The organism is Effusibacillus consociatus (genome assembly GCF_042652925.1).
In the GTDB taxonomy this organism is placed as follows: domain Bacteria; phylum Bacillota; class Bacilli; order Tumebacillales; family Effusibacillaceae; genus Effusibacillus; species Effusibacillus consociatus.
This window is the reverse complement of record NZ_JBHSHC010000060.1, coordinates 20,681-34,344: the sequence shown is the minus strand read 5'-3', so window position 1 is coordinate 34,344 and position 13,664 is coordinate 20,681. Positions and strand designations below refer to the sequence as shown.

Sequence of the window (13,664 nt, the reverse complement as noted above, 5' to 3'; positions counted from 1 at the left end):
GGTGAAACAATAAATGGCCCTAGTCAAGAGACTAGAGCCTGTAAGGAAATTTTAATTCCGAGAGTCTTATGCGGATGTGTGGAGGTGTATAATCCAGACGTTCTGTCCGGGAAGAAAGCAGGGGAATTGGGATCGATTCTGGACATTCTATTTGGGTAGTGCCCATTTCCAATGGCACGGGTGACCCATTCGAGGAAGATCTCTTTCCAGTTTTATTTAGGCATATGTCCCTTTCAAATTGATCTCCCAATGCATTTCTTATATGGAGATCTGAGTAAAGGAGGGTCATCCATGCCGGGTGCAAGTCAGCCACAGATCCCAAGACAACCTGACATAGTGCTTGTGGCTTGGTCCACGAACCCATTGAGACCAGGGTCACCTCGACGCATTACAGCTGTCAGAATAATTGGGAGCGCCAGACCTTGTGATCGGTTTTTAAGAGTGGGAAGACGGTTTGCTCGTGCCAGAAGATGTCTTTTGACGAATAACTTTAAGGAAGTGTTTGCTTTACGAACCACCGCAGTTTCCGGCTTTTCGGTATTTGTACGCAGATGAACAAATAAAACCGCCAACTCGCGTGGGATGGCGGTTTTGCTTTTTGGCAACCTGGCCCTGTTGATATTTTTTAACAGAATCTTAATCTTTACTTAACGAACGACAGGTAACCTGAAAGAGAGTGAAGAGGTTGAACTGGATTCGTAGATGTCGGGAGGGGGTAAAAATGGGGATCCTATCAATGATTCAGAAGTTGAAAAAAGCGTTTCCTGCTGCTGTTCTTTCCTTTGCCATTTGGACAAGCCCGGTGGCAGCCGCACAACCGGAAGTGCCGGAAGTTCCGGAAAATAACGACCACTATCAAAATCGTTTTATTCAGGTCCAACTGCTTGGGATCAATGATCTGCACGGGCAGCTCAACGTGACCCGACAAGTGGGCGGGAAAAATGTGGGGCGTGCGGACTATTTGGCTGCGTACTTGAAACAACGCGAAGCGGAAAACAAAAATACTCTTCTCGTCCACGCCGGGGATGTTGTCGGAGCGAGCGCTCCGGTCTCCGCTTTGCTCCAGGATGAACCGACCATCGAAATTCTTAATGCTCTTGGGTTCGATGTAGGTGCACCGGGGAATCACGAGTTTGATGAGGGCGTCGATGAAATGATGCGTCTGATTTACGGGGGGTACCATCCGAAAACAGGTGATTTTGAAGGCGCCAATTTCCCCTATGTAGCGGCAAACGTTCTTGACAAGGACACCAAACAGCCAATTCTTCCGCCATACGTGGTTAAGAAAGTGAACGGCATGCCGATCGGATTTATTGGGGTCGTAACTACGGAGACACCAAATATCGTCATTCCAAGCGGCGTAGCGAAAGTCGAGTTTATTGATGAGGCGGAAGCGATAACAAAGCGGCAGCCGAATTGAAAGCGCAGGGAGTGCACGCGATGGTAGTATTGGCTCACGTTCCGGGCCGATCCAATTTTGACGGAAGCAATCCTACCGATGAATTAGTGGATATGGCAAATCAGGTTGACGATGATATCGATGTTATTTTTGGCGGTCATAATCACGCTTATATGAATACCGTGGTGGACGGAAAGTTGCTTGTTCAATCCTACTCCTACGGAACCGCATTCTCCGATGTAGATTTGGAAACTGATCCCCGAACCAAGGATATCGTAAGCAAGAAAGCGGAAATCGTTACTACTTACCAGGAGGGAATTCAACCGGATCCGGAAATTAAGAGCATGATAGAACAATATGAAGAAAAAGTGGCCCCGATCATCAATGAAGTGATTGGAGTATCTGCCGCTAATCTCGGCAACGACAATGTTTACTATCAAGAAATTGCTTTGGGAAATCTCATTGCAGACTCCATGCGGTGGACGATGAACACCGATTTTGCATTTATGAACCCCGGGGGGATTCGGGCCGGCATTGACCAGGGTGAAGTGACCTGGGGGGAACTCTACACGGTGCAACCTTTCAATAACGATCTGGTCAAAATGAACTTGACCGGTGCAAAAATACGGGAACTGCTGGAACAGCAATTCGGTTCCAGACAGAAAACCCTGCAGATTTCCGGTTTGAAATATACATGGGACAACACGAAACGGATCGGATCCAAAATCGTCGACATCTTCCTGCCGAATGGATCCAAGATTGACCCGAATGCCACTTATACGGTTACAGTTAACAGCTTTATGGCTGCCGGAGGGGACGGATATACCGCATTGCTTGCAGGAACCAATAAAGAAATAGGCCCGGTGGATATTGATGCCCTCGTGAATTACGTCAAACAGCTTCCTCAGCCGTTCACCTATTCGGTTGAAGGCCGGATTGTAAAACTGAAATAACTTCCGTTCATTACTTGAGACCTGCCGGTTTGTGCAGGTCTCTCTCTTTTTGTTACAGTAGGAGAGTGGGGGTGATCCGGTGAACAAGGTTCCGGTGAGAATCGAGATTCATACAAGTCAGACGTTGGAGGACGGAACCGCCCAAACGTATGATTCACGTGAAGGCGGTTTTTTGTATCAAAAAGGAACTTCTTTTTATTTAAGCTACCTTGAAGCAAGTGAAGATGGAGAGACAGGGACACAAACCATATGGAAAGTCGAGCCTGAACAGGTTTCCTTGATACGGCAGGGCGAGACGGGATTGCGGGCTTTGTTCAAAATGGGGTCTGCTGAGAGGACGGCGTTGGTCACTCCGCATGGCATTCTTCCAATCGAAATTGATACTTTTCACTTGGAACACGATTTTACCCCGGAAGGCGGATTTCTGCGGGTTGGATATAACATGGACATTGGCGGTGCAATGACTCGTATGGAGCTGGAATTGCGTGTAAAACGACAAGAACCGATTTTTGCTGCCTCAAAAAATATTTCCAAAAAGTGAAACTTTTTCTCCTATTCAAACGTCTAAAACTATGGGAATAAATAGTATTCCAGTTTTGAAAGAATTTGGATGACCTGAGGGGAAAGAGGAGGAAAAGTATGAAACAGTTGAAACGCACTACCGCAGCAGCACTTACACTGGGAATGCTTTTCACATCAGTGCCTTATGCAGCACTTGCAGAAGCGCCGGTCGCAGCAGCATCGTCCATTACACAAAGTCAAGCAGAAGAAATCGCAAGGAAATCTGTCACAATCCCGGAAGATTTTAAGCTGCAAAACGCATCTTTTCATGATGCGAAAAACGGGAATGGGCCTTTTGGGCGCGGTAGTGTCTGGATGCTCCATTTTATTAAGGACGGACGCTATGAAGGAGGACAGATTAGCGTTGTAGTCGATGCCGCTAAGGGGACTCTTGTAAACTTCGATTTCTATGAAAAAGACGACACTACGGTTGAAAACGCGATCTCCCGTGAGGAGGCCAGGAAAAAAGCTCTCGAGTATTTGAAAAAGTATGCACCGGACAAGGCGGACCTGGTGAAAGAGGCCGACTCTCCGGATCAGTCTTATATGTATGGGCCTTATGGAACGAAAAGTGTGATGCAAGTATTCCGGTTTGAACGGATTGAGAATGGAATCCCCTATCCGTCGGACGGAATTTCGATTCGAATCAACGGCAAAGGGGAAATCCGGGGCTATTCTTTTAACTGGACGGACAACTTGCAATTCCCCAAGATGCAGACATCGATTCCGGAAGCAAAAGCGAAAGAAGTATTCAAGAACGCTTTAAATCTGCAGCTTCAATACCAAATCGTTCGCAAACCCTATGAACGAGAGCCGAAGGACGCTCAACTTCTGTATGGACCATGGAATTCATATGGACCCCATGGCCCATTCCCCATGATTGATGCAATCAAAGGGGAGGCAATCGGAATGGACGGCAATCCGGTGCCAACCACACCGGCAATGGAATTAAAGCCGTTGGCGGATAAACCGGGTGCCCCGATCACCACGAAGGAAATCACGAAGGAAGTAGCTTTGGAGCTAATTGCCTCCTATAATTTGGGGCTTGATGGCTATACGCTTGAAAACGTTACCTATGACAGTTATCAAGACAGGCAGCACCTATGGAGGTTCCAGTACCGGAAAGGGGATCCGCAAAACTTTAAAACCATGAACATGGCCTTCGTTTCGATTGATGCAAAAACCGGAGAGCTGCGTGAATTAAACCGTCATGAATACCGTGAGGGTCCGGGTGAATTCCCGCAGAATCCGGCCGTCTCATCCGAACAGGCCAAACAAAAAGCGATTGAGTTTATCAAAAAAGTAATGCCTGCCCAAATCGACAAATTGGCGCTCAACTCTGCGGCTGACGAAAAGATGAATTTCAAAATGGGCCCCTACTATTCGTTTGAATTTGTGCGGCTCGTGAACGGAATTCCAAACAACGAGGGCAGAATGAGAATCGGAATCGACCCCAATACAGGCGAAGTGAAGGAATATTGGGGTGCTTGGGGATGGGATGAAAAACTGAACTACCAACCGAAAACGAATGTGATCAGTGCGGAAACGGCGAAAAACAAATTTGCCGAAAAATACGGATTGCGTTTGCAATATATCCCGATTTATGAGAACGGGAAAACTCCCTATGAGCCCGGAAAACCTAAAGGAGTGGCCCTTGTTTATGCACCGGTCATCAACGGGCCCATGCAGTGGATCAATGCGGTATCGGGAGAGTGGGTAAACGTCTGGGGAGAAGCTCCGGTAGAACCGGCTGAAATCAAAGACATTAAGGGCCATTGGGCGGAAAAGCAGCTTCAGTATTTTGCCGAACGCGGGATATTCAAGGTGGAAGACGGAAAATTGAATCCGGAAGCCGGTGTGACACGCGGGGATATGATTCGGTACTTGCTGCTGTCAATCGATGGGCCGCGGCGGATAGTTGACAAAGCAACCTTTGCTGACGTTCCGAAGACGGACCCGAATTTTGATTTTATAGAAGAGGCAGCGGCAAGAAAATGGATTGACAAGGACACGAAGAACTTCCGACCGGGAGATATCCTCACCCGTGAAGGATTGGCCGATCTCGTAACGACCGTACTTGGCTATTCGAAACTGGCGGATGCCAGGGACACGCTGAAAAATCACTTTGGCGATGTGGATTCAAACGGGAAATATATGGGAGATATTGCAATTACGTATGCCCTCGGCATCATGACCGGATGGGACAGTAAGTTTAATCCGAAGTACAACGTTACGAAAGCCCAGGCGGCAGTTGTTCTGGCCAAGGTGATCGAGCAGATGAAAGAGAAACAGAATTATCCATATTATATCAGCAAATAACTTATTCCATCCCGCCTTCGGTTTCATTGAACTGAAGGCGTTTTTTCGTTTGGATTTCTTTGCGGGAGGCGGAGTCTTTTTTTTACCGGGCGGGGGATTTTTCAGCAGGAAATTATCAGGCTGTTGTGAATAAATAAAATACAGCGTCTATACTGACTGGTCAAAACAAGGGGGTTAGAGGGGATGTCGGATTCTTTATCATTAACGCGTTATATGGTACGGTCAATTATTCTGGCTGCATTAGGATCCACTCTGACGGGGGTTGGAGTGATATACGGGAACGATATCAAGGGATCTGCTATTGCAACCAATCTTTTCTTCATTGGTTTAGCTGGCGGATTTATGGGGGCCGTTATCAGTGCTGTGAATTACAAAAGGTTTGTAGCCCCGATGCGCGGCATCATCTCGCATATCGAAAGCATTGCCCGCGGAGATCTCAGAGTCCGACTGGACTTGGGGAAGGTTGGGGAGTTAAAGCCGATCGCCAGTTCGATTAACCAAATGAGCGACACATGGGAGAAAATTCTCAAACAGGTAGGTGCCACCTCGTATCAATTGGGCAATTTGTCGGAACAGTTAACGGCAAGCGCCCAGGCCAGTACGGAAGCGGGTAACCGAATTGCAGCAGCGATTCAAGAAGTGGCAAACGGTGCAGAAATACAAGCTCGCGGAGCGGATGAAAGCGTTACCGCAATGCAAGAAATGGCCATCGGAATTCAAAGGGTGGCCGAGAGTTCTTCCACTGTTTCTGAAACATCGTTTGAAATGTCTCATCAAGCAGAGCAAGGAAATGAGTGTGTTCAACAAGCTGTCCGGCAAATCAATTCGATCTATGAATCAGTGAATCATTCCGCGGCGGTAGTTAAGCTGCTCGGGGAACGTTCCCATGCTATCGGCCAAATTGTTGAAGTCATTACCGGAATCGCCTCCCAAACCAATTTGCTTGCTCTAAATGCCGCTATTGAAGCGGCCAGAGCAGGAGAACAAGGACGAGGGTTTGCGGTTGTTGCGGATGAAGTACGTAAACTCGCTGAGCAATCCGAAGCCTCCGCGGGGCAGATCGCAAAGCTGATTCAAGAAATTCAAGCCGATACTTCAAAAGCGGTAAAAGCAATGGGAGAGGGCATCCAAGTTGTGGAAGACGGTATGAGTTTGTTTCAAAATGCCGGTGAATCGTTCGAACAAATTGTGCAATCCATCCGACGTGTGTCCGATCAGATTCAGGAGATATCGGCCGTTTCTCAACAAATGTCGGCCGGGGCCGAGCAGGTTCTTGCTTCAGTCGAAGAGATGACCCGAATTGCCGGGAACACGGAAACGAATTCACAAAGTGTTGCCGCCTTGTCCGAAGAACAGTTGGCCTCGATGGAACAAATCTCAATGTCAGCCGCTTCCCTGAATCGTTCCGCACAGCATCTGCAGCAGATGATCAGTCAGTTCAAGGTGACCTAATAAAGAACAAACCTCCGATTTTTATACGGAATCGGAGGTTTGTTCTGTTGGGATCATGATGAGAAACCGGGTTCCTCCCGATTTTGAGCTGGTCACTTGAATCTTACCGTTCATGGCTTGTATGATGCGATAGCTGACCATTAACCCGAGCCCTGTCCCTTTTTCTTTTGTCGAATAAAATGGGTTCCCAAGCCGCTTGATCTCCTCTTTTGTCATGCCGACGCCAGTGTCCGAAATCTCAATTGCCGCATAGTCACCCTTTCGATAAGCGGACACTTGAAGCAATCCGCCTCCGGGCATCGTTTCAATCCCATTTTTCATGATGTTGATCAAGACTTGATGCAGTTTCGTTAAATCCGCACGAATCAGCAACGTGTCATCGACGGTCGTCCTCAATTCCACATTTTTTATCAATGCATACGAGGTCATCGCAGTTTCCACATACTTGGATGGGTTCCCGGATAGAAGCCACTTCTGCTTTCTCAATTTGCGGCTTCGCAAGAGACAGGTAATCGTTAATGATGGCTTCCGCCCTGTTCAGCTCTTCGATTGCAGTAGTAACGTACCAGTGTCTCTTTTCGTTGTGAATCGGATCTTTCAGGAGCTGCAGAAAGCCGCGGGCAGCAGTCATGGGGTTTCTTATTTCATGGGCAATGGAGGCGGCGAGTTCCCCTAGAACTTCAAGCTTTTCTGTTTGTTGAATTTCCTGCCGCATTCTCGCATTTTCCTGCATGGTTTCAATTAAGTAGATAGAAAGAAACATGGCGAACAGTTGGATGAAACCAAAACTGAAAAGATGCATTACCGCATCCTCAGAATAAGTTTTGATTTGCAAAAATTGGCGATGAGGATTCCGCCAGTTCCAAAGAAAGCAATCATTAAGGTGCAAAGAACCCTATTCAGCGGATCATAGTTTGGATAGCGTTTTACGAAATAAAATGCGAGGATAATAATCGGGGGCAACAGAACGAATGTCTGCAGAACACCTGCTCCGCCCAAATAGTACCGGTACCCAAACAGCAACAGGGTTAGAATTATGCCGGTACCATAGCCTCCATAGAGGATTCCGATTAATAAGGGAACCATCCGCAAATCCAATCGAAAGCCGGACTCTGCAAAAAACGGAAACGTCATGCACAGTATAATCGTGAAGCCGGACAGTACAGCGGTTGCAAGTTTTTGATGCCACTTGCTTTCGAGTCGGGAAGAGATCCAGAAATAGAAAAAGATCGAAAACAAAATGAACAGGATGTTAAGTATAAGATTGCTGATTCCGGTCAAAGTCGTCACCCCATTTGATTATAAAGCGAATATTCAAAAATATAAATAAAAAATGCTCATTTTTTGTCAATCCACTTGCCGAAAATTGAGCACTGATGCATATTTAAGTTAGCGAAGCCAAATGGGGGTAGAGGCGGAATGGAACTTCAAGGGATGAATATGGTGGAGATGCTCCATGCAATATTAGGGGCGATTGATGAAGGGATCCATGCTGTCAACCGGGATGGAATCACCATTTTTTACAATGATGTGGCGGGGAGGCTTGACGGTCTTGTCCCGGAAGAAGTCATCGGAAAGCATGTCCTGGATGTATTTCCTTCGTTGGAGAACGAGACGAGCACTTTGCTCCAGGTGCTGTCCACAGGAAAACCGCTTGAGTATGTGAAACAAACGTATACGACCGTGCGCGGGAAAGCGGTACATACGGTGAACAGCACTCTGCCGATTTTTGCTAATGGCAAGTTGGTTGGGGCGCTTGAAGTATCAAAAGATCTGACACAGGTAAAAGAACTTGCCGAAAAATTAATCGATCTGCAAGCCAGCATAGTAGAACCGAAAAAAGCGAAGCCCTGGCCATCGATGGAAGCAAGGTATACTTTTGACGATATTGTCACATGCGACCCCCGAATGCTGCAGATGAAAGAATTGGCGGCACGGGCTGCTACAACGGATTCCTCCGTACTGGTTTGCGGGGAGACCGGGACCGGGAAAGAATTGTTTGTACAGTCAATCCACAATTTATCCGCACGACGAAAGAAGCCGTTTATCGCTCAAAACTGTGCGGCCCTGCCGGCCACTCTGTTGGAAGGGCTCTTGTTTGGAACAGTTAAAGGGAGCTTTACGGGGGCGGAGAATCGTCCGGGACTGTTTGAGTTGGCGAATGGCGGGACCCTTTTTCTGGACGAGATTAACTCCATGCCGTTAGAGCTGCAGGCAAAATTGTTAAGGGTTTTGCAAGAAGGTCTGGTTCGCCGGGTGGGGGATACCAAGATCACTCAGGTGGATGTCCGGGTACTTGCGGCCACCAATACGGATCCGTTGGAGGCCATTCAAAAAGGGCTGCTTCGTGCAGATCTATACTATCGCTTAAACGTCGTGTCCCTTTATCTTCCGAAACTGGTGGAACGCCAACATGACATTCCTCTTCTGACTGAACACTTCCTTGCGATATACAACGAGAAATTTGATAAGCAGGTAGTGCGGGTATCAGAAGATGTGGAAAGGATGTTTATGAGCTACCATTGGCCGGGCAATGTACGGGAGCTGCAGCATGCCATTGAAGGTGCGATGACTCTCGTTCGAGGGCGGGAGATCGGAATCGAGCTGCTGCCATGGCAGATTGTAAAGGCTGTGGAAGGCCAAGGAGGATACTCCCAAGAGAAAAATGTGGAAGCGGTCGCCCACCATTCAAGGCAGAATGTGGGTATGCCGGTAGAGCGTGATGACTGGAGCCTGATGGAGAAATTTAAAAGATCGGGTGTTCCGCTCCGCGATTTTTTGAATCAGATGGAGCGAATGATTACGGAAGCTGTCCTGGAAGAAACCAAAGGGAATGTTTTGCAAGCTGCCAAACTGTTGGGGCTCCCCCGTCAGACGTTACAATATCGAATCGGGAAGAAAAAGTAAGAAAGGGCCGGGCAACCGGGGCCCGCCAAGGTGCTCGTCACCTTGGTGGGTGTAACTTTGGCTTCACCTGCGCCAGAGTCTTGGCGGAGCCAAGTTTTTTTTACTGGGTGAAGGAAAGTCTCAACTATTCGGTGGGGAAGTTATTTCGTCAACTCCCCGCATTTTTCCGCAATCCTTGTTCTCTGCAGTCCAGTTTGCTTTGATTCCATACGCTAGCCCTGTCTTATTCCTACCCAATCCTTGTTTTATTGTTCCTGAAGTGCCGGATATTCGGCATTTTATTGTTGGCACGAGAATTGCATTATCAGATTAGTAAGAATTCTTTACAACACAGAGCTCACTTCACTTTAATGCTTGAAGAGTTATTTTCGGGTCCCCCGGGTGGGTTCATGTTTCGGGGTCCCCACAAAGTACTCGGAATTCACTACAAAGCTGCACTTCACTTTGTGTGGCCGAGATTTTATTTGGGTCCCCATTAAAGTACTCGGAGTTTGCTGCGAAGCTTATCGTCACTTTAATGGGCCCATTACGGAGGTGTCTTATGAAAAAAGGAGACCGCTACGGGCTCCACAGAGTACTGGAACCGAAAGGAGTTCTGCCGCAGCCGGCCTGGCGCATCGATAACACGATGGAATGTTGGAGCAATGAGATTTTGATCAATGTGGAAACCCTCAACATTGATTCCGCTTCCTTTAGGCAAATCAAAGAGGAAGCCAACGGGGAACCGGAGGCGATCGGCAGGATCATGAAGCGGATCGTGAACGAACGAGGCAAACATCACAATCCGGTGACAGGTTCCGGTGGAATGCTGATCGGAACGGTAGCAGAGATCGGAGAGGATTTGCAACAACGAATCGACTTGCAGCCGGGTGATCGAATTGCCACTCTTGTATCGCTGTCATTAACCCCCCTTTTTATAGAAGAGATCCAGCACATTGATCAACAATCCGGTCAGGTTGACATCAGGGGGAAGGCGACATTGTTTGAAAGTGGGCTTTACGCCAAGGTACCGGAAGATCTTCCATTAAAAGTTACATTGGCCGTTCTGGATGTGTGCGGTGCCCCTGCCCAAACAAAGAAGCTTGTGGAGACCGGGCAAACGGTAGTTGTACTTGGTGCTTCCGGAAAATCAGGTTTACTCGTATTAAAACAAGCTCGCGATAATTTGGACGCAGGTGGTGACAGGACAGGCCGTCTAATCGCAATTGACCGTGGAGAAGAAGCGTGCAGTCAGTTGCGGGAGTTCGGATGGGCCGATGTGGTTTTGGATGTCGATGCAAGCGACCCAATTGCTGTATTCGACGCGGTTCGAGAAGTCACTGAAGGAAAACTTTCGGATCTGACCATCAATTGTGTGAACATACCCGGCACTGAGATGTCGAGTATTCTCGCAACCCGGGATGAAGGAATCATCTATTTTTTCTCGATGGCCACGTCGTTTACGGCAGCCGCATTGGGGGCGGAAGGGGTCGGAAAGGATGTCACGATGCTGATCGGAAACGGCTACACAAAGGGGCACGCAGAACTTGCTCTGCAGCTTGTGAGAGACAATCCGGAGCTTCGTGCGATTTATTCGGAACGTTACGGCAAGTGATCAGACCGGAAGGATCCGGTGAGAACCAAACAAGAGGGGGCTTTTTTTCATGAGTCAAACAATGGATGATCTCAACCAAGCGTTTCGTAATCTGCCGCAAACATTTGGGAAGAAGAAGCGCCATTTTCGCGATATTGAGCTTTGGAAAGATGTTACGGATGAACAGTGGAACGATTGGATGTGGCAGTTGACCCATACGATCAACAACCTGGATCAGCTCGGGAAGGTCATTAACCTGACGGAAAGTGAAATTGAAGGGATTAAGCATGTAAAGGAGACCATCTCACTGCGCATCACTCCTTTTTATGCGATGCTGATGGATCCGGACGATCCGAATTGTCCGATTCGCTTGCAAGCGGTGCCTTTGTCAGATGAAATGACCCGTTCACCTTACGACATGGAAGATCCCCTGCATGAAGACGAGGACGCTCCGGCACCCGGGTTGACACATCGTTATCCGGACCGGGTACTGTTTTTGATCACCAATCAATGTTCGATGTATTGCCGTCATTGTACCCGTCGTCGTTTTTCAGGGGTTCCCGGGCAGTCGGTACCCAAGCAGCAGTTGGATCAGGCGATCGATTATATCCGGCGCAATCCGCAAATTCGGGACGTCCTGCTGTCCGGCGGCGATGGATTGCTTGTGAACGATAAAACTTTGGAATACATTATCTCAAACCTGCGGGCAATCCCCCATGTCGAGATCATTCGGATCGGAACCCGGGCACCGGTTGTGTTCCCGCAGCGGATTACTGACAACCTCTTAAAGATGCTGCGGAAGTACCATCCGATCTGGATCAATACGCATTTCAACCATCCGGCCGAACTCGTGCCTGAAACAAAGGCTGCCTGCGAGAAGATTGTGGATGCAGGGATTCCGCTTGGGAACCAGACTGTACTGATGCGCGGCGTTAATGACTGTCCTCATATCATGAAGAAGCTGATGCACGAACTCGTGAAGGTTCGCGTGCGTCCCTACTACATCTATCAGTGCGACCTGTCGGAAGGAATTCAGCATTTCCGGACAACTGTATCGAAAGGTCTGGAGATCATGGAGCAGCTTCGCGGCCATACTTCCGGTTATGCAGTGCCTACCTTCGTTGTTGATGCACCGGGAGGCGGCGGCAAGGTCCCGGTGATGCCGCAGTATCTGATCTCGCAAGGGCACGGGAAGGTGGTGCTGCGCAACTTCGAGGGCGTGATTTCGGTTTACCATGAACCGACCTATGAAGATAAAGGATGCCCGCCGACATGTACACATAACCATGAAGAAGAAGCGATCGGGGTCGCGAAGCTGCTGAACGACCAAGCGGTTGGGATCGAGCCGAAAGGACTGAAACGGGCAGATCGCCGTCCGCATCATGATGAATTGCCGATGGTAGATTAGGGGTCGTTGTATGCTGTATGAACACGTGCAAGCAGCGGGAGTTCGCCGGTTGGCGATCATCGGGCTGGCGAAGCATGCAGGAAAAACAACCGCGATGAATACGATTATAGAAGAAGCGTCACAAGCAGGCGTCTCCCTGTCCCTCCAGAGTATTGGAGTGGACGGGGAGCGTTTTGACGCATTGATCGGAGTGGAAAAGCCGTCTGTACAAGCTCCTGTCGGGACAATGCTTGCGACTGCGGCTGACGCTCTTGAACAAGGCAATGCCAGGCTGGAACTGTTGGAGGCCACCGGAATTCCTTCTGCTATGGGGGAGATTTTCATAGCGCGTGTCGTGGAAGCGGGCAGTGTGGTCTTAGCGGGAGTCCGGCTGGTGGAGCATGCAAGACAGATCCTTTCCAAACTTGAAAAATGGGTTCCTCAGCTCCAAATCATTGACGGTGCATTTGACCGAATCGCCAGTGCCACGCCAGATCTCGCAGACGGGATTGTGGTATGCACGGGAGCGAGCGTCGGAAGAACTGTCGCGGATGTTGCGAGAGAAACGAGATCCGCTTTGGCCCGGCTCCGAATGCCCGGAATAACGGAGGATTGGCAGCGGGAGCTGGCTTTCTTGGCAAGAACATCAGACTGTATTGTGGCGGGGGCTGCCGATATTCCGGCGCGGGTGCTCAAAGGGGTAAGCCCTTTTTTGCTGCATCCTCAATCGGATCCCAATTGGCCGGAGGGGGCTGCGGCGGTTGCAATGCCCGGCGTTGTCACAGACCGTGTGTTAGACATGTTGGAGGGTGCGGTTCAGACTTTGATAGTAAAAGACGGAACACATATGATGGGCTCACTTGCCCGATGGAAACGGTTTGAGCGACAAGGGGCCCGCATCTTGGCGGAACGGTCGATTCGAATTGCAGCGGTGACAGTGAATTCCATGTCGGTAGAGGGGTATCGTTTGCCGCAAAAGGATTTACTGGAAGCCATTACGGAAGTGGCAGAGGGGCTCCCGGTGGTGGATAGTATACATTCCCATTAAAGTGAAGCGAGCCTTCGAAGATTAATCCGAGTACTTTAATGGGGACCCGAAAACACAATGCAGAA

10 protein-coding genes and 1 pseudogene are annotated in these 13,664 nt (G+C 48.8%); 8 read left to right on the top strand and 3 right to left on the bottom strand.

The window, feature by feature from the left end:
- The first annotated feature begins 736 nt into the window (after positions 1–736).
- The 4 genes and pseudogenes from ACFO8Q_RS08735 (at position 737) to ACFO8Q_RS08720 (ending at position 6,684) form a co-directional block, all read left to right on the top strand.
- Positions 737–2,352 (top strand): annotated as a pseudogene (locus tag ACFO8Q_RS08735) (bifunctional metallophosphatase/5'-nucleotidase).
- Positions 2,353–2,431: 79 nt separating this feature from the next.
- The gene (locus ACFO8Q_RS08730) at positions 2,432–2,893 is read left to right on the top strand and encodes a YwiB family protein (protein WP_380025387.1); all 462 of its coding nucleotides are present in this window, start codon (positions 2,432–2,434) and stop codon (positions 2,891–2,893) included.
- Between the two features lie 98 nt (positions 2,894–2,991).
- A complete protein-coding gene (locus tag ACFO8Q_RS08725; protein WP_380025386.1) occupies positions 2,992–5,232 on the top strand; it encodes an S-layer homology domain-containing protein in 2,241 nt (746 codons plus the stop codon).
- Positions 5,233–5,415: 183 nt separating this feature from the next.
- Entirely contained in the window at positions 5,416–6,684 is a 1,269-nt protein-coding gene (locus ACFO8Q_RS08720) for a methyl-accepting chemotaxis protein (RefSeq protein ID WP_380025385.1), read from the top strand.
- Positions 6,685–6,705: 21 nt separating this feature from the next.
- On the opposite strand, the gene ACFO8Q_RS08715 is transcribed toward ACFO8Q_RS08720, so the two are convergent.
- The 3 genes from ACFO8Q_RS08715 to ACFO8Q_RS08705 are packed head-to-tail and all read right to left on the bottom strand — an operon-like array spanning position 6,706 to position 7,965.
- Positions 6,706–7,080 (bottom strand): ATP-binding protein, encoded by a 375-nt coding sequence (locus ACFO8Q_RS08715; protein WP_380025384.1) that lies wholly within the window; start codon positions 7,078–7,080, stop codon positions 6,706–6,708.
- Positions 7,061–7,486 carry a histidine kinase dimerization/phospho-acceptor domain-containing protein gene (locus ACFO8Q_RS08710; protein WP_380025383.1) on the bottom strand — a complete coding sequence of 142 codons (426 nt, stop codon included), beginning with the start codon at positions 7,484–7,486 and terminating at the stop codon, positions 7,061–7,063. Before ACFO8Q_RS08710 ends, ACFO8Q_RS08715 begins: the two co-directional genes overlap by 20 nt.
- The gene (locus ACFO8Q_RS08705) at positions 7,486–7,965 is read right to left on the bottom strand and encodes a LytS/YhcK type 5TM receptor domain-containing protein (protein WP_380025382.1); all 480 of its coding nucleotides are present in this window, start codon (positions 7,963–7,965) and stop codon (positions 7,486–7,488) included. The genes ACFO8Q_RS08710 and ACFO8Q_RS08705 overlap by 1 nt, the downstream gene beginning before the upstream one ends.
- Positions 7,966–8,103: 138 nt before the next feature.
- Here ACFO8Q_RS08705 and ACFO8Q_RS08700 point away from each other — a divergent pair, with 138 nt between their 5' ends.
- The 4 genes from ACFO8Q_RS08700 to kamB all read left to right on the top strand — a co-directional run bounded on the left by ACFO8Q_RS08700 (position 8,104) and on the right by kamB (position 13,599).
- The gene (locus tag ACFO8Q_RS08700) at positions 8,104–9,591 is read left to right on the top strand and encodes a sigma-54 interaction domain-containing protein (RefSeq protein ID WP_380025381.1); all 1,488 of its coding nucleotides are present in this window, start codon (positions 8,104–8,106) and stop codon (positions 9,589–9,591) included.
- Between the two features lie 541 nt (positions 9,592–10,132).
- Positions 10,133–11,185: an L-erythro-3,5-diaminohexanoate dehydrogenase gene (gene kdd, locus ACFO8Q_RS08695; protein WP_380025380.1), complete on the top strand. Its 1,053-nt coding sequence runs from the start codon at positions 10,133–10,135 to the stop codon at positions 11,183–11,185.
- Positions 11,186–11,246: 61 nt separating this feature from the next.
- Positions 11,247–12,572, top strand: a complete 1,326-nt coding sequence (gene kamA, locus ACFO8Q_RS08690; RefSeq protein WP_380025389.1) for a lysine 2,3-aminomutase — start codon at positions 11,247–11,249, stop codon at positions 12,570–12,572.
- Between the two features lie 10 nt (positions 12,573–12,582).
- Positions 12,583–13,599, top strand: coding sequence for a lysine 5,6-aminomutase reactivase subunit KamB (kamB, locus tag ACFO8Q_RS08685; protein WP_380025379.1), 1,017 nt, complete (start codon positions 12,583–12,585; stop codon positions 13,597–13,599).
- Positions 13,600–13,664: the final 65 nt, after the last annotated feature.

Bases quoted from the DNA above. Each gene is read 5' to 3' on its own strand.
- ACFO8Q_RS08725 (WP_380025386.1), top strand. From the start codon at position 2,992: ATGAAACAGTTGAAACGCACTACCGCAGCAGCACTTACACTGGGAATG.
- ACFO8Q_RS08720 (WP_380025385.1), top strand. From the start codon at position 5,416: ATGTCGGATTCTTTATCATTAACGCGTTATATGGTACGGTCAATTATT.
- ACFO8Q_RS08710 (WP_380025383.1), bottom strand. From the start codon at position 7,486: ATGCATCTTTTCAGTTTTGGTTTCATCCAACTGTTCGCCATGTTTCTT.
- ACFO8Q_RS08700 (WP_380025381.1), top strand. From the start codon at position 8,104: ATGGAACTTCAAGGGATGAATATGGTGGAGATGCTCCATGCAATATTA.
- kdd (WP_380025380.1), top strand. From the start codon at position 10,133: ATGAAAAAAGGAGACCGCTACGGGCTCCACAGAGTACTGGAACCGAAA.
- kamA (WP_380025389.1), top strand. From the start codon at position 11,247: ATGGATGATCTCAACCAAGCGTTTCGTAATCTGCCGCAAACATTTGGG.
- kamB (WP_380025379.1), top strand. From the start codon at position 12,583: ATGCTGTATGAACACGTGCAAGCAGCGGGAGTTCGCCGGTTGGCGATC.